The 15,781-nt window shown below is 48.2% G+C and carries 14 protein-coding genes; 5 read left to right on the top strand and 9 right to left on the bottom strand.

Annotated features, from left to right (window positions below):
- The first annotated feature begins 77 nt into the window (after window positions 1–77).
- Complete coding sequence (locus E0496_RS22655) at window positions 78–1,889, top strand: cache domain-containing sensor histidine kinase (protein ID WP_141504059.1); 1,812 nt, start codon at window positions 78–80, stop codon at window positions 1,887–1,889.
- Window positions 1,886–3,514 carry a helix-turn-helix domain-containing protein gene (locus E0496_RS22650; RefSeq protein WP_141504058.1) on the top strand — a complete coding sequence of 543 codons (1,629 nt, stop codon included), beginning with the start codon at window positions 1,886–1,888 and terminating at the stop codon, window positions 3,512–3,514. Before E0496_RS22655 ends, E0496_RS22650 begins: the two co-directional genes overlap by 4 nt.
- 316 nt (window positions 3,515–3,830) lie before the next feature.
- On the opposite strand, the gene E0496_RS22645 is transcribed toward E0496_RS22650, so the two are convergent.
- From E0496_RS22645 to E0496_RS22635, 3 genes are all read right to left on the bottom strand, one after another.
- Entirely contained in the window at window positions 3,831–4,424 is a 594-nt protein-coding gene (locus E0496_RS22645; protein WP_141504057.1) for an MSMEG_1061 family FMN-dependent PPOX-type flavoprotein, read from the bottom strand.
- 19 nt (window positions 4,425–4,443) lie between these two features.
- Window positions 4,444–5,121, bottom strand: a complete 678-nt coding sequence (locus E0496_RS22640) for an HAD family hydrolase (protein WP_141504056.1) — start codon at window positions 5,119–5,121, stop codon at window positions 4,444–4,446.
- A 131-nt stretch (window positions 5,122–5,252) separates the two neighbouring features.
- On the bottom strand, window positions 5,253–5,549 hold the full coding sequence (locus tag E0496_RS22635; RefSeq protein WP_141504055.1) for a hypothetical protein: 297 nt from the start codon (window positions 5,547–5,549) through the stop codon (window positions 5,253–5,255).
- A gap of 174 nt (window positions 5,550–5,723) precedes the next feature.
- On the opposite strand from E0496_RS22635, the gene E0496_RS22630 reads away from it, so the two are divergent.
- The gene (locus E0496_RS22630) at window positions 5,724–6,488 is read left to right on the top strand and encodes a TspO/MBR family protein (RefSeq protein WP_141504054.1); all 765 of its coding nucleotides are present in this window, start codon (window positions 5,724–5,726) and stop codon (window positions 6,486–6,488) included.
- Window positions 6,489–6,570: 82 nt separating this feature from the next.
- Window positions 6,571–7,362: an archaetidylserine decarboxylase gene (gene asd, locus E0496_RS22625; RefSeq protein WP_141504053.1), complete on the top strand. Its 792-nt coding sequence runs from the start codon at window positions 6,571–6,573 to the stop codon at window positions 7,360–7,362.
- Between the two features lie 171 nt (window positions 7,363–7,533).
- On the opposite strand, the gene E0496_RS22620 is transcribed toward asd, so the two are convergent.
- Window positions 7,534–8,319, bottom strand: coding sequence for a helix-turn-helix domain-containing protein (locus E0496_RS22620; RefSeq protein ID WP_141504052.1), 786 nt, complete (start codon window positions 8,317–8,319; stop codon window positions 7,534–7,536).
- Window positions 8,320–8,549: 230 nt separating this feature from the next.
- Here E0496_RS22620 and E0496_RS22615 point away from each other — a divergent pair, with 230 nt between their 5' ends.
- On the top strand, window positions 8,550–9,854 hold the full coding sequence (locus E0496_RS22615) for an aminotransferase class I/II-fold pyridoxal phosphate-dependent enzyme (protein WP_141504051.1): 1,305 nt from the start codon (window positions 8,550–8,552) through the stop codon (window positions 9,852–9,854).
- 76 nt (window positions 9,855–9,930) lie between these two features.
- On the opposite strand, the gene E0496_RS22610 is transcribed toward E0496_RS22615, so the two are convergent.
- From E0496_RS22610 to E0496_RS22590, 5 genes are all read right to left on the bottom strand, one after another.
- The gene (locus E0496_RS22610; RefSeq protein ID WP_141504050.1) at window positions 9,931–11,181 is read right to left on the bottom strand and encodes an ABC transporter permease; all 1,251 of its coding nucleotides are present in this window, start codon (window positions 11,179–11,181) and stop codon (window positions 9,931–9,933) included.
- Window positions 11,181–11,930 (bottom strand): ABC transporter ATP-binding protein, encoded by a 750-nt coding sequence (locus E0496_RS22605; protein ID WP_141504049.1) that lies wholly within the window; start codon window positions 11,928–11,930, stop codon window positions 11,181–11,183. The genes E0496_RS22610 and E0496_RS22605 overlap by 1 nt, the downstream gene beginning before the upstream one ends.
- 115 nt (window positions 11,931–12,045) lie before the next feature.
- A complete protein-coding gene (locus E0496_RS22600; RefSeq protein ID WP_141504350.1) occupies window positions 12,046–13,296 on the bottom strand; it encodes an S-layer homology domain-containing protein in 1,251 nt (416 codons plus the stop codon).
- Between the two features lie 136 nt (window positions 13,297–13,432).
- Entirely contained in the window at window positions 13,433–14,914 is a 1,482-nt protein-coding gene (locus E0496_RS22595; RefSeq protein ID WP_141504048.1) for a DEAD/DEAH box helicase, read from the bottom strand.
- Between the two features lie 26 nt (window positions 14,915–14,940).
- Window positions 14,941–15,714: an SDR family NAD(P)-dependent oxidoreductase gene (locus E0496_RS22590; RefSeq protein ID WP_141504047.1), complete on the bottom strand. Its 774-nt coding sequence runs from the start codon at window positions 15,712–15,714 to the stop codon at window positions 14,941–14,943.
- Window positions 15,715–15,781: the final 67 nt, after the last annotated feature.

Genomic DNA, 15,781 nt, shown 5'->3' with positions numbered 1-15,781 from the left:
ATTACATCTAGCACCTCCTTGATCAACTGTACTATAATCAGGATAGATTTCGAGGCAAGCGGAGAGGCGGTGCACAGGTGATATCCCCCTTCATTCATTTCCTTACCAAGAGCTTCTACGTCAAGATGATTGCCATTATGGTCGTCTTGTCCATCATTCCGCTAGTGGCCCTGTCCTATGTCTCCATCTCCATCTCCGGCACAACGGTCAAGGAACAGGTCAATCAATTGAACAGCCAGCTTGTGAAACAGGCGATAGACCGAATTGAATTGTCTATGGAGCGTCTTCAAGAAATTATTGGACAATATTCGCGAATGCCGGGCATACCGAATGCCCTCATCCCTCCTTCCGAACTCTATTCCAAAGATGTGGTTCGCAAGCGCGAGCTAATCTCCTTGTTGTCCACAACATCAGCCGTAATTGGAAATTTGAAAGGAATGATGGTTTATTCTGCCGCAAGCGGAGAGGTGCTGTCTTCCTCCGATATACCGGCAACGCTTGAAGCATCTCCATACAAGCCGCTTATCGAAGCTTTGCTATCGTCGGGCAAGGCTGGATTATTTCTGGACAAAGACACTTTGCCTCTGCATACTGCCCTTGAAGAAACGACCTACTATGTCGGACGGATTCCACTTAATCCCTATGAAGAGGTTAAGGGAGCGCTCGTTATTGCCATAAACAATACGGAATATGGACGACAAATCCAGAATGTCGAGCTGGGTTCAGGATCGATTTCCTTACTTACACCAGGAGGGGCGACAATCGCTACAACCAGCAAGCTGGAAAAGAGCGAAGATGAGCTGCGGATTGAACGCCTGCTGGACAGATGGCATACCCTTGGGAAACCCGATCAATTTTCTATAGGCACCTCTATCATTTCCGTGGAACAAACGTCTACTTACGATCGCTGGATTGTAGTATCAGAAATCCCGTCCGCTGAACTTGCAAAAAACGCCGATATGATTCGGCAAACCGTCACATATGTCCTGATTTTGTTAATTCTGTTCGGTTCGCTGACGATTGCAGGCTTTGGATATCGACTATACAGGCCGCTTAGAGCAATGAAACGACAGGTCGCCGCCTTCAAGAGCGGACGCTTTGAGGCCAGCTCCGAGGTTTACGCCAACAATGAGATCGGGGAGCTCGGACGTATGCTTAATACGATGGCCATCCGTATCCAAGAGCTGCTAGCAGAGCAGCAGCATTCCGAAAATTTAAAGCGCAGATTGGAGATACGGGCGCTTCAGTCCCAAATCAATCCGCATTTTATGTACAATACCTTAAACACGATTCGTATGTTCGCCATACTTAAGGACTATGACCGCATCAATGCGTTAATGGGGCGGCTTGTGTCTATGCTGCGTTATTCAATGGAGAATGAAAACCAGTACGTTCCGCTTCAGGAAGAGTTGAGTTATTTGTCAGATTACATCGAATTGATCAATATGCGCTACAAAGATCAAGTTGTTCTGTTAACCGAGGTTGAGGTCAATCTGGCGAAGCTTCCGATTCCGCGGCTGAGTCTCCAGCCGTTAATCGAAAATGCCGTCTTCCATGGCATACTTCCCAAGAAGATAGAGGAAGGCCGCATTATTGTTCGCGTTGCGTTCCATCCGGATCTCGGTTGCCCACTCATTGAGGTTGAGGATGACGGACAAGGCATGTCCGAGAAAGAAGTGGAGAAACTTAGAGCTCGTTTACAACGAGATGAACGCGTGGAAGGCATCGGCTTGCAAAATGTATGGTTGAGGTTCCGATTCATGTTCGGCCGAGCGGCAAGAGTCGAACTACATAGTAAGCTTGGCGCAGGCACGACAATTCGCTTCACTCTTGCTTCAGAGCAAGCCGTTCCCATTTACCCAAACCACGAGAAAGGAGACTGCCCGTGAGCAAGTTAAAAATGATTCTGGTAGAAGATGAATTTCCAGCCAGGACCGTATTCCGGCTTATGCTGGAGGAGACACAGCGCAGCCTGTGCGAACTGGTTGGAGAAGCTGCGGATGGGCGGGAAGGACTTGAGCTTTATTGGAAGCACAAACCTCAAATTATCGTAACGGATATTACGATGCCGGGGATGAACGGACTCACTATGCTTGATGAGATTGAGAGAAGCGGGGAGACCATGCCTCAAATCGTGATTTTGACTTGTCATCAGGATTTTCATTACGCACGAGAGGCAATTCGATTTAAGGTAGCCTCCTACCTGCTGAAGGACGACTGCCTGTCCAATTCGGCTCTTTTGCCGCAGACCATAGACAGGCTGTGCCGCCAAATGGAGATACAAGATCGTACGCGAGAGGAGCAGCTTCTGATCGATCAAAGGCTGCGCTCCAACATCCTAGAGATTGAACGTAATTTGTTTCTTGATATGCAACGGAGTTCTGTGGCGAAAACAGGTTTGCTGCGTATTCTGCAACAATCCTCCCTTTGTATCGAGCGGACCGAATTTCACGTGTTTCTGCTGGACCTGGATATTGACAGCTCCTTGTTTCGGGACAAAAAGCAGGAGGATCTAAAGCTATGGCAGTTTGCTGGCGTCAATGTATTGAGCGAGCTGCTCGACGGAGTTGGGGTTAATAAAACCATTGCAATGGAAAAAGGTCGATTCCTCGCTATCTTCCAATCCACCGTGCTTCGAGACAGCTCAATCCTGCGAGAGCAAATACGTCATGCTTTTCTAACCTTCCTTAAGATAGACGTGTTTGTACTACATTGCGTTTTTGACCAAAATATCGCTCAGCAAACCTCCGAATTAATTAGACTTGCAGTCGCCCGCTACCCTTTTTTCTACAGCAACAGTGCACACTCGGATTTCGCAAATTGGGAGAAAAACAATCATTACGCTCCCATGCCCGAGACAAGGCGAAGCGTCTGGCTCAAAGCCCTCAAGCAGGCGCTGCTGGAATGCCATTTGACTTCAGTGCCCGTTGAACAGACAAGCTCTGCCTTGCTTAGAGAAGCGAAGCAGAACCACTGGGAGCCAGAGCACATCAAATCACTCTACTATAGAATATTTTTGGATAGCACCCAATTTGCGGCAGAACCTGACGGACTGACGGATAATGAAGCCGAATTTCGTAGCAAGCTGGACCAAAGCCGGACCTATCGTGCTGTCTATGAATCCATTGTCGCCTGCTTTCGTAAACTGCATGACCGACGGTCCATTGACGAGAAACATATTGATTCATCCATCATACATCTGATTCAGCGTATTTACGAAGATTTAAGCTATCCTTACAAACTGCAAGAACTTGCGGCCAGCATCAATTACAGTGTCCCCTACTTCAGCAGCATGTTCAAAAAGATAACCGGAGAAAGCTTCATTCCTTATTTGACGCGGCTGAGAATTGAAAAGGCGCAGCTGTTGCTACTTACTACCGATCTCAAAACGTTTGAGATTGCTGAAGCGGTCGGTCTTGAAAATTATCGTTCGTTCAACCGAATGTTCAAGAAAGAAACCGGTATGTCTCCTTCGGACTTCCGAAATGCTGGTCAAACGTTGAGCCAAACGTAATCCTTTGGAGTGACTCCATTCCTTCGAAATGCTCCTTCAGAAGCTCCGCCAGCACAACGTCCAGGGCATGCACGTTGGGGATGGAAGCGTGAACATAAACCTCTTAAAAAAAACGAGGAGGTTACGCCAATTCGCTAAATGAAACGCTGCCATCCCTCATTCGAGGAATGGCAGGGCTATGATGGCAACACCTCAACGACGTCTGCTTTTGTTCAGCAGAGAATTAAAATCCTGCCGTTTACTATGAAATTCTTGTTTCGCGCATTTACAAAGTCGTATACAGAAATCAAGGACTTCCGAGGGTAACGCCCGCTCCCTACTTCGTTTCATAACCATTCATTCGTAAATGGGCCTTAAACATTTCGCTAACCGAAGGCATAGCTTCTGCTTCCGGCCATTGTTCCTTATCCCAAACGCTTGCTTGCTTAAGTGCTCGTGGACAATGGATGAAGCATTCCTGTACTTCAACGATGACTGCCAGTGCAGGGGCTTTGCCGCCCCAATTCATCTGTTCCAATAGTTCCGCATTAGTCGTCAGAGATGCCCGGCCGTTAATGCGCAGGACCTCCTGCATACCAGGAATAATAAATAACATGCCTACCTGAGGATTTTCAAGCATATTCAGCAAGGAATCAATTCTCCGGTTGCCCGGCCGCTCAGGATAAATTACCCGAAAATCATCCAGCGCCTTTACAAATCCCGCATCATCGCCGCGCGGCGACGAATCGCAGCGCCCGCTTGCATCCGAAGTAGATAAGAAAAACAAAGGAGACAGAGACAGAAAATGACGAACATGCTCCTCTAATTGGGAGACGCTCTTTTTGACAACGGATTCATGTGGCGTCCCCACAAGCTCCCTTAATTGATTAGCGTTAACAATAAGATCCGTATTCCAGCTCGTAGAATTCACAATGGCTCCTCCCGTTCATTTATTGTTCCAGCAAACGAGTCAGCTCGCGGAAATCAGAAATGAGGACATCTGCCCCGGCAATCTCAGAAGCACGTCCATACGTCGCGTAGGCACAGCCAATGGTTTGCAAACCATTGCCCTTGCCGGCTTCAACATCAGACGAGCGATCGCCAACCATCCAAGCGTTCTGCACACCGTGATCCTGAAGCAGCCTTGCCACAAGATCCACCTTGCTTGCGGTTGCATACTCGCCCGCGCTGTACAAACCATCAAACAGCTCCGCTATCCCTCTTTGCTCCGCAACGCCCTTAACATAATCTTCAAGTCCGTTGCTCGCAACGAACAGCTTGATGCCATGGTCCTTCAGTTCGCGCAGTGTCTGCTCCACAAAGGGATAAAGCTTGCCTTCGCCGGCAGCCAGCCCTTCCAGCTCATATTGCAAAAGCAGCACATCAGCGCGCTGGCGTGCAGCTTCCGTACTATCTGGCATCACCTGCCGCCATATATCCTCCAACAGCATCCCGAGGCAGCTCAGTAACCGATCCACAGGCGGCGTTTCATGCATATAAAGCCCTTCCGCCCTGAGCGTTTCAAATACGCGGTTATGCACAGGTATAAGCAGCGTATCCGTCTCAAACAACGTACCATCCATATCAAATATTACAGCCTCCGGCTTTCGAAGCTTAAGCTCAGTCATTGGAAAATCCTCCTTCAAGGTCTGCTCTTATCATACTGGAATGAAGGAAATATTCGCAAGCACGAACGGCCTTTTTTCTAGATGAACAGCAGAAAAACGTATATTCAAGTTCACACGGATCATACGAATCGTTATTTTCTACCAAATAGATAAGCGGGAAGCATCGCAATTCTCGCGAGCGTGTATGGCCCCAGATAAGCACCGCTTACCAAAAAAATGGTATTCTCAAACACCCGATGAACTTCAGTCATAAACACAGTCTCATGCGCAATCGTTTCGATAACCGCGTCTGCCGCAGCGACATAAAAAATAAATAGCGCGACAGCTGCAACAACATCAAACAAACGGCTGACAAAGTCGCTCCTTCTGCTTGCCCAACCGATAAAAAGGGCGCCAACAGCGAGCACAGCCCCGATAATCATCATCATTGACCTTCACCTCTAGTGACAGGTTCGGTAAATTTCTCAGCTCCTAAACCTCTCCAATCCGATTGAAAATGAGGAAATGTGAATAATTAACCGTAAGGTTGTTTAAATATGATAGTAGACCATACATAATCACACTTCTATGAACTCAATATATTTTGAAACGGAGGTTTTGTTATGAAGAAAAGTTTAAAATGGATCAATGTGATTGGACTCGCCATCGTGCTGATCATTAACGGACTGGCGCAATGGCTTCCGATCAACGGTAAAACAACAGGAGAGCTATCTGCCAAATATCCCGTACTGATTACTCCTGCTCCCTATGCTTTTTCGATTTGGTCGCTCATTTATTTGCTGCTAATTGGATTCGTCATTTACCAATTCACAAGGAGAGCAGCCAATAACAAAAACGTGCAAAACATAGGGCCATGGTTTCTGATCAGCTGCCTGCTGAATGTGGCCTGGATACTCGTATGGCATTATGAGAAACTGATGAGCAGCATGTTTGTGATGATCGCCTTGCTTCTTTCACTCATTACGATTTATCTTGCCATTCGCAGCAGCAAACCGTCGGCCAGTCTCGGCGAGAGTCTGCTCGTTCGCCTTCCGTTTAGTGTGTATCTGGGGTGGATTAGCACGGCAACCATCGTTAATGTATCGGTCGTCCTCTATGCATCCGATTGGGATGGTTTTGGACTATCGGATATAACGTGGACCGTCATCCTGCTCGTCATTGCCAGCCTGCTTGCGCTAGCATTTGGCTTCGGCTATAACGACGCTGCCTACATTCTCGTATTTGTCTGGTCCTTTATTGCCATTGCAGTAAAGGATGGCCAAGCGTCGCAAGTTACTCTTGCAGCCTACATTGGTGCAGCTGTTTTGGCCGTTGCCGCCGTCTATGTTTTGTTCATGGCGAGAAAAAGGAAATCGGCTGCGTATTGAAAAATAGAACAGGATATGTCACACTGTGTGTTGGGTATTGAGACTCATTGCCCCTAGCAGGAAAGGACGTGACGGTTCACGCATGACAAAATGGCTGCTTCGTTCCATGACAGAATTAAGCTCGCGCAAATGGATTTCCAGCATGACCGGGAAGTTTGCGCAATCGGCTGCCAGCCGCCCTTTTATTTCCCGATTCGCCAAGGCATACGGAATTAAAACAGAGGAAGCAGAGAAACCTCTGTCTCAATATAAGACGTTAAATGAGTTTTTCACACGACGGTTAAAGCCAGGATTCAGAGAGGTTCATGCTTCAGTAGATTCGCTGACAAGCCCCGTAGATGCCCTTATTACAGGTGCCGGACCGATTGAAAAAGGCACGATCCTCAATGTCAAAGGCCAGGATTATACGATCGATGAGCTGCTTAACGGTTCTCCGCGGACCGCTAATTACATGAATGGCTATTATATTGTCCTTTATTTAAGCCCGACTGATTATCATCGCATCCATACCCCAGTCAGCGGACGTATTGTAGAGCGGGAGCACGTACTAGGAAAAGTGTATCCGGTGAACGACTTTGGCTTGACTCATATGCGCAGAGTGCTCAGCCGTAACGAGCGGCTCATCACATACATGCAGCATAGTGGTGGAGAAACAGCCGTCGTCAAGGTGGGTGCAATGAACGTTAGCAGCATTCAGTATGTGCAGCCCCTAAAAGCTGAAATGGCAAAAGGTGACGAGCTAGCCTATTTCGAGTTCGGCTCCACTGTCGTACTGCTACTGGAAGATGACACTTTTCAACCGCGCGAAGCCGGCCTTCTCGGCAGCAAGGTAGCCATGGGCGAGCGGTTGGGTACTCTTATTGAGGAAAGCTAGCTCAACTGATAAAGCGAGAGGTTTGATGAAGTTGGGAGCAGCTGAATACAGCTCTCCGCAGCCAAAATAACCGCCAGCCTGCGTTTCTGCAGGCTGGCGGTTATTTTTTTCAAGAAAGATTTATGCATTGCCTCTGAAAGTAACTCGTCTATATGGAACTAAACTAGCCAACTACCTGATTTCGGAAGGGCTGCGCCCCGTATATTGCTTGAATTGCCTGCTGAAGAAAAAGATATCACGGTAGCCCAGCGCATCCGCAACCTCCGTCACATTCATACCCGCATGCATAAGCAAATGCTGTGCCCGCTCGATTCGGGTGCGGATCATGTACGTCTGCACGGACATGCCGATTAATTCTTTAAACTTCATCGAGAAATACCGCGGCGACAACTGGGCGCGCATCGCCAGATCCTCTACCCGGTGAGCGATACTCGGATTTTGCCGAACAAAATTGGCGACCTCATGAATCGCCTCCGTCAATTGATTGCTCGCCTTCTTCTCGACTGGCAGCTGCTTGTCCTCTCTTAGCAAATGAATCATTAACTGCTTAAGAACAAGCTGTGCCTCTTCTTCGGCCGCGTAGGTTTCTACCAGGAACAGCCTCACATACCTGGAGAGCATGTATTCAAAATCAACGGTATCATTTAATTGTCTGTAACGGTTCGGCACCGCATCTGCCGGGTCATTGACGGCAAAGTGGATATAGGATAACACGAGCGGCCGCTGCGGGTTATGGGTAGCGCTTGTGTAGTCTCCTGGACGAAACAGAAAACAGCTGCCTGGTCCTACCTCGTAAGGTGTTCCGTTGACTTCTACTTCCCCCTCGCCGCTCCATACGTAAAATAAATCAAAATTGGCCATCGGCTTCTCGCGTCTCGCCCATCTCCAGCCCGGCTCGCATACGATCTTGGCAAACGCGGGTAACAGGATGAACGAATCAGGCGAAATGTGCAGCATAGGGCAACCTCCTGTGCAAATCTATGCCGTCATCATACAACAGCTGCAAAGTTTTGTGCAAGCTGCCCTAAAATTACGAAAAAATTTGCTTTGAGAATGGTTTGCAGCTCAAAAAAAATGTTATAATAGCACCCGACAAGCGTTAATTGCTAACGACTTGTTCTTTTTCACAAGCTCATCATGCTAATCCTATTTCAAATGAATGATTTCGGAAGGATGGAATAAAGTCCATGAACCCACTTGCTCAGCAGTTAAACGAGACGTTGCAATCGGAAAGTCCGAACGTCTATGCGATGTTGTCAGCCTTAGGCAAAGCGATTTATTTCCCGAAGGAGGGCATTCTCAGCCAGTCCGCCGAAGCGAAGACCAAAGCAACCAAATTTAACGCTACGATCGGAATTGCAACAGAAGGCGGACAACCGATGCATCTTAAGGTCATCCAGGATACGCTATCTGCTTACAATCCGAAAGATATATATGAATATGCTCCTCCAGGCGGCAAGCCTGAGTTGCGCGCCGCATGGCGCACAAAGATGATTAAGGATAATCCGTCTTTGGAATCCAAAGGCTTCGGTAATCCGGTTGTTACCAACGCCCTTACGCATGGACTCAGCATTGTTGCTGACCTATTTGCAGATGCTGGTGACGCTGTAATCATCCCTAACAAAAACTGGGAAAACTATGAACTGACGTTCGGAATCCGCCGCGGTGCCGAAATCGTAGAATACCCGCTCTACAATGAACAAACCCGTTTCAACAGCACTGCTCTTCGTGAGGCCTTGCTTGCTCAGAAAGACAAAGGAAAAGCGATTGTTGTGCTTAACTTCCCGAACAACCCAACAGGCTACACGCCTGATGCGCAGGAAGGCGAAGAAATCGTTGCTGCGATCCGTGATGCTGCTGAAGCAGGCATTAATGTCGTAGCCGTTACGGACGATGCTTATTTCGGTTTGTTCTTTGAAGATTCCATGCATGAGTCACTGTTCTCCAAACTCTCTGACCTCCACCCGCGCGTACTTGCAATCAAGGTGGATGGCGCTACAAAAGAAGAATATGTCTGGGGCTTCCGTGTAGGCTTCATCACTTATGCTTCCACTTCAGCAACTGTTCTTAGCGCATTGGAGCAAAAAACGACCGGTATCATCCGTGCAACGATCTCAAGCGGTCCACACCCGTCGCAAACCTTCGTATTGCGTGCGTTGACATCGCCGGATTTTGAAGCTCAAAAAGCGGAAAAATACGATATTATGAAGGGCCGCGCCAACCGTGTCAAAACGCTGCTCGACAGCGGTCGGTATGGCGATGTATGGGGCTACTATCCGTTCAACTCCGGATACTTCATGTGCCTGAAACTCAGCGGCGTGACTGCAGAATCTGTACGCGTACATCTACTGAACCAATATGGCATCGGAACGATTGCACTTGGTGAAACGGATCTTCGCGTCGCTTTCTCTTGCATTGAGGAAGAGAACCTTGAAGAATTGTTCGACACGATCTTTAAAGCCGTAACGGAATTGACTGCTAATCAAGCTTAATCGCTAAACGAATATGAAATAACCCCTTGGGAGAAGCAGGTTATAACAACTGCAATTCCAAGGGGTTATTTTCATTTTATTCCTCTTCCTCGTCCTTGATAAGCTTCTTGCGCAAGCGCATTGGCCGAAGTGCCAGATAAGCTAATGCCAAAACGGCTGCTATGAGTGAAGGCATATACACGCCTGCGACCGCTAGTGGTATAGCTGCAAACAGCCAGAGAATCACCACACACGAGAACAGTGAAATACGGTCCACCTTCAAATACTGCTCGATACGCTGAGCTTCTGGCAGCGGATAGACATGCTTCCACACTGAATAGCGATGGACATGACGCAATCCGCCTAGCTGGACAGCTATTATCCCCATAAATATAACGAATACGATGACACTGCCATACCCCGAGAGTGATGCCGCTTCTGCAAACCAATAAATGATGAGGCAGCCGAGAAAAAGCAGCCGCAGCATCATGCCGCCTATTTCCGCTCTTAGCAGAGAAGCCGCGTACAGATATGTAAATGTGTTTCGGTTTGAATAGGGGACGAGCCGAAGCACCCATGCCAAATACGATCTTCTGGCAACACTGGATTGCAGCGTTGGGACATCAATAAATAATCCAAAGAAGGCATAGTAGCGTTTACGCGTTTTTCCTTCCTCTTCTATGAGTCTCTCCCAAGGGAATTGATGTTTGCTTGGGAGCTTGTAGAGCAAGACATACAGGCTGGCGATCAGCAGCGTAAAGCCTGCCGCCTGCCATAGTTCAGACGCGGCAAGCCATGCGGTTAGCGTACACGCCGTCAACATCCAGCGCAGCAAACGCATGAGCCTTCTCATACCAGGCCAAGTCATCTGCCGCTCTTTCCAGGCGCCCCAAATGTTTGCAGCTTTTAACACTGCTGCAACAACCACTAGCATCCAAGCTCCGTAATATGCAGCACCTTGATTGTAGATTGGCAAATAAAGAAGCAGCACGGCCGCTGCCAATACCGCGCAGGCAATCGTTGTATAGCGGAAGGAAATACGCAAATAGCTGGACATTTCAGCCTCACGCGGCATCATAAATACCGTATCGCCTGCTGCAAGCCAAGTGCGGAGCGGACTCCAGCATAGTACGAGCGTTAATGCGATCACTCCAACTGCCGCTACGGGAAAATTGGCAGGCACATGATGAATCAATTTAAAATAGCCAATGGTACAAGAAATCAGAATTAAAGACATAAACGCTGGAAAACCGCTTTGACCCATGTAGCGAAAGTAGGGCAAGGTCTCTGCGCGGAACGCCTTGGCACGCTTTCGCCATATCGCCTCCATACTACGATCCTGGCTCATTAGTCGGTGCCTCCAGTCACAAGCTTGTAGAAAGCATCCTCCAAAGAGCCTCCGCGCATCTCCAATCCGGCTGCTTGCCTGACCTCGTCCAGCGTGCCTAAAGCGACAATTTTGCCATGATGCATAACGATAAAACGGTCACAGTAAGCTTCTACCGTTGACAAAATATGCGAGCTCATCAAGATGGCTGCACCCTTTTGCTTCACTTCAACAAGTCGCTCGAGCAGCGAGCGGATACCGAGCGGATCAAGCCCTAGAAACGGTTCATCGATGATATACAGAGGGGGTTCTGCAAGGAGCGCATTCATGATCATTACCTTTTGCTTCATTCCCTTGGATAGATGGGAAGCAAAGGCTTTGCGCTTAGGCAGCATCTGAAACTCCGTGAGCAGCTCTTCCTCTTTGGTTTCATAGGACTTGTCCTGAACGCTGTAAGCCATCCCGGTTAATCTCAAATGCTCCTCTACCGTTAATTCATCAAAGAGCACGGGAGTCTCTGGCACATAAGCAAAAGAACTGCGGTACCGCTCCGTATCTGATTCCAACGTTACGCCGCTCACCTTAACCTCGCCGATTTGCGGTTTCATCAGGCCAAGGATATGTTTGATTGTCGTGCTTTTGCCTGCGCCATTCAGACCGATTAGCCCTACCATTTCCCCCGCTTTAATCTCAAAAGAGACATCATGCAGTACCGGTCTCCTTGGGCTATAACCGCCGGTTAAACTATTTACCTGTAAGATAGGAACCATCCCGATCACCTTCAACATTACGATTTAGTTATTGCTAGTAAACAGCATACCTAATATTCGGCCTAATATCAAAAAAAAGCATCACCGCCAGCGGTGATGCTTCTTCATGCGCAGCTTATTTAATTTCAATCGACTTTACGTTGCCGTTATCACCCTTAACCAATACCGGTTGTCCTACCTTCAGCAGCGAAGCGTTGCCCGCAATTGCGACATTCGGATCTACGTTGTAAGTATAGACAAGCGTTTGCGAGTTTTCAATACGGGAGATCGATATAGCCGCAAGCTTCGCTTGTGCATTAAAGGTTAGCGTGTTGATCGTGCCAAGCTCCGAGAAGGAGGTGACGGCAGCAGCCGGCTTCGTTACTTCAATGAACACGACCTTATTCAGATAAGTGCGTACCAGCACCTCATCCCCAGCGCGAAGAGCGCTTAATGGCGCTTTTTTGTCCTCACGGAAGATGAAGACATTCGGATCAATAGTCAAGGCTGTTTCCGTATTATCCGCTTTGACTACTGTCAGCTTGCCGTCAGCAGGAGCTGCCTTCAGCTTGCCCGTAATCGCTTGCGCATCATGATCCGGCATTTCAGTATCTGTCCGATCAAGAAGCGCAGCGAGCTCGGCACGCGTAACAGGCTGGTTTGGACGGAATGTTTTTCCGTTTTTATCGGTATAACCAGTGATAATACCTTTCTTCAGCGCCAGTGCAACATAACCAACCGAACCTGCTGGAATTTCACCCGCATCCTTAAAGTCGAGCTTTGTATTATTTAAAGCTTTCGCTTCATTTTCCAGTTTAAGCGCTTTAACGAGCAAAATCGTAGACCAAAGCCGAGTCGCATTCGCTTCCGGTCTCACCTCTGTGTCTGTTTCAGAAAATAAATCATTTTCTAGTGCTACCGCTACGTATCCTACTGCCCATGGATATTTTTTTGTAATTTTATCGGCATCCTTGAATTGCAGCTCCGTATTCATTTCCTCAGCTGATTCAGCCTGAGCGCGAAGCCCCATCAACCTTACCGCTGCCGTAAGCGTTTCAATCCGGCTAATCTTCTGATTCGGTTTGAAGGTTCCGTCCTCATATCCCGTAAATACGCCCTTGGACGCCAATCGCATAATGTATTCCATGGCCCATTTGAGATCGTCCTCATCTTTGAAGTTCCACGTTACTTTATACTGGTCATCATCTTTATCTTTCTTATCGTTCTTATCGTTTTTGTCCTCATGGCGCCCTTTATCATCATCTCGGTCGCCTCCATGTCCTTTGCCTTTACCGTTGTCAGCAAAAGCTGACGTCGCTCCGCCTGCAAGCATTAGCAGCGCAAGCGAGGAAATTGCTGTCTTTTTCCACATCGTTTGTTTTTTCATCAAGAAAGCCACACTCCTTTTTCGATTGCGGGGTTTGCCGCATTTTTTTCTTTCGCCTATACGTTTCGGCGGAAGAAGCTCGATTTAGGAGGGTGGCTTTCAAAATAAATATTTTTTATCGTCTTTTATTGTTTTTTTATTCTTTTTTCTCAGCCTCACGCTTGGCTTTCAGCCATTTCGGAGCCCCTTTGTTTTTACCTTCTTTTTTGCGTTCTACCTTTTTCGGGGCAGCTTTTGCAGCCGGCTTAGAAGTTGGTTTTGCGGCTGGTGTTGAAACTGGTTTTGCCATTGGTTTAGCCAACGGATTCACTAGGCCAGAAACCTCCGCTTTAGCCAATTCCGACTGACCAGTCTTTGCTTTCGCTTCAGGACGTGAGGCGTCATTCCGGTTTTCTTGGCGCCGTGCCTGCGCTGCTTCAGAACGATTTGCCAGCTTCGCCTCATGCCTTGCGGCAAAAGGACGCGTTGCTTCCCGCAGCTCTTCCTCTGAAAGGAGCTTGCCTCTGAACATCGTCCGCTCCATTAAGGATATGCCGAGCTGCTTCCGGAACTTCTCCATAATGAACAGCTCCTGCGGCATCACGATCGAGATGACAGTACCCGCTCTCCCCATCCGGCCCGTACGCCCGGCCCGGTGCACATAATGATCAGCATCTGCGGCCGGATCAAGCTGGATCACCAGCGGCAGTCCCTCAATGTCCAAGCCTCGTGCCGCGACATCCGTTGCAAGCAGCAGCTGACAGCGCCCATCACGGAAACGGGCAAGCGTGGCTGCCCGCTTCTGCTTGTCTGCATCCCCATATAAAGCCTCAACAGTAAAGCCCTCATAACTAAGCTTCGACTCCCAATTGGCAATGTTGTCCGTATCGTTGAGAAAGAGCAGCGCAGAGGACGGGTTAAGCAAACGGATCAGACGGCGTGCCGTGTCCGTTTTATCCCGCTTGTCGCTCACGACAAAATAGTTATCGATCGTTTCCGAGACGCGATGCTCCGGCGTGATCTGAATCCGGACCGGATCTTTCATCCAACGCCCCTCAAAGCGAGCCATCTGATCCGGGTAGGTAGCGGAGAAAAAGGCGATTTGCCGTCCTTTTCCCATGCCATGCAGGATGATTTCAACCTCTTTCGTAGAGCCCAGCTGAAATACCTGATCCGCCTCATCTATGACCACATTATTCACATCGGTTAGTTTGAGCTTGCGAATTTTAAGCAATTCATGTATCCGTCCCGGTGTACCGATAACAAGTTGTGGCCGCAGCTTCAACTTCTCTACTTGGCGTTTCAGCGCCGCTCCCCCGATCAATTGCTGCACGCGAATATTTAGCGGCTCTGCATAAATCTCGGCTACGCGAACGATTTGCATCGCAAGCTCCTGCGTTGGAGCCAAGATTACGCCTTGGATAGCATTCGAATAGGAATTCAGCTTCTGCAGCAGCGGCAGTAAATAAGCAAGCGTCTTGCCTGTTCCCGTCTGTGAGCGAGCAGATACGTCGCTGCCTCCAAGCAAAATCGGAACCGTTTCTGCCTGTACGTCGGTTGGTTCTACAATTCCGTTCGATGCCAGCTTTTCTGCCAGCACCTCATTAATGCCTATTTCATTCCATGTGTACTTACTCATTCATTAAACCTCTTTCATTTAATCCTTTATTTTCGATTCAATAAACCACCGAACAGACGATCAATCGTACGCGGCAGCAATTGATACAATTTAATGCCAAAAGCCGCGGATTTCGGAAGGTCAAGCTCGGCCTTTCTCCGTTCAATCAGACGGATAATGCCTTTAACCACATACTCTGGCTTCATCATAAACCAACTGACATTTTTAACGTAAGAGCCGGAAGGATCAGCCAGCGAGAAAAAAGGGGTATCGATCGGACCCGGATTGACAGCCGACACTTGAATGCCCTGCCCGCGCAGCTCCATTCGCAGTGAGTTGGTAAAGCCAAGTACCGCGTGCTTCGTAGCTGTGTAGCTCGTAGATTTTGCCGTACCCAGCTTGCCCGCAAGCGAAGCGATATTAACAATATGCCCGCTGCCTTGCTTTGCCATATGGGGAATAACCGCTTTCGTACAGCGCACGATTCCCATATAGTTTGTGTCCATCATCTTCTCAAAACTTTCCACAGGCATGCTCATAAAATCTTCGAATTGACCGTAACCGGCATTATTCAGCAATACATCTATTTTACCGTATTTGGCAATAACCGCATCTATCGTTTGCTTGACCTGCTCGTTATCGGTCACATCCATGGAATAGTAGGAGTTCTTCCCTTGGATTGCAGCAGAAATCTCCTTCAGCCTCTCGATATTGCGCCCGGTTAAAACAGGAATTGCACCTCTTTCAGCCAACCTTATTGCCATTAACGCTCCGATGCCACTTGATGCTCCTGAGATGAAAATCACTTTATCCTTTAACATCCAACATCACCCATTTACAAGTTTACTTGATTGGTACAGCAGACGCAAAAAAAGCTCCCTAAGGAGC

Origin of the sequence: Paenibacillus luteus (assembly GCF_006542765.1) — a bacterium.
Classification (GTDB): Bacteria; Bacillota; Bacilli; order Paenibacillales; family Paenibacillaceae; genus Pristimantibacillus; species Pristimantibacillus luteus.
This window is presented reverse-complemented; position numbering and strand designations above follow the sequence as displayed.

What these genes read in the sequence shown, in the direction of transcription:
- E0496_RS22600 (WP_141504350.1), bottom strand. Translation starts at nt 13,296, where the DNA reads ATGAAAAAACAAACGATGTGGAAAAAGACAGCAATTTCCTCGCTTGCG.
- E0496_RS22605 (WP_141504049.1), bottom strand. Translation starts at nt 11,930, where the DNA reads ATGGTTCCTATCTTACAGGTAAATAGTTTAACCGGCGGTTATAGCCCA.
- E0496_RS22640 (WP_141504056.1), bottom strand. Translation starts at nt 5,121, where the DNA reads ATGACTGAGCTTAAGCTTCGAAAGCCGGAGGCTGTAATATTTGATATG.
- E0496_RS22630 (WP_141504054.1), top strand. Translation starts at nt 5,724, where the DNA reads ATGAAGAAAAGTTTAAAATGGATCAATGTGATTGGACTCGCCATCGTG.
- E0496_RS22610 (WP_141504050.1), bottom strand. Translation starts at nt 11,181, where the DNA reads ATGAGCCAGGATCGTAGTATGGAGGCGATATGGCGAAAGCGTGCCAAG.
- asd (WP_141504053.1), top strand. Translation starts at nt 6,571, where the DNA reads ATGACAAAATGGCTGCTTCGTTCCATGACAGAATTAAGCTCGCGCAAA.
- E0496_RS22615 (WP_141504051.1), top strand. Translation starts at nt 8,550, where the DNA reads ATGAACCCACTTGCTCAGCAGTTAAACGAGACGTTGCAATCGGAAAGT.
- E0496_RS22620 (WP_141504052.1), bottom strand. Translation starts at nt 8,319, where the DNA reads ATGCTGCACATTTCGCCTGATTCGTTCATCCTGTTACCCGCGTTTGCC.
- E0496_RS22595 (WP_141504048.1), bottom strand. Translation starts at nt 14,914, where the DNA reads ATGAGTAAGTACACATGGAATGAAATAGGCATTAATGAGGTGCTGGCA.
- E0496_RS22635 (WP_141504055.1), bottom strand. Translation starts at nt 5,549, where the DNA reads ATGATGATGATTATCGGGGCTGTGCTCGCTGTTGGCGCCCTTTTTATC.
- E0496_RS22590 (WP_141504047.1), bottom strand. Translation starts at nt 15,714, where the DNA reads ATGTTAAAGGATAAAGTGATTTTCATCTCAGGAGCATCAAGTGGCATC.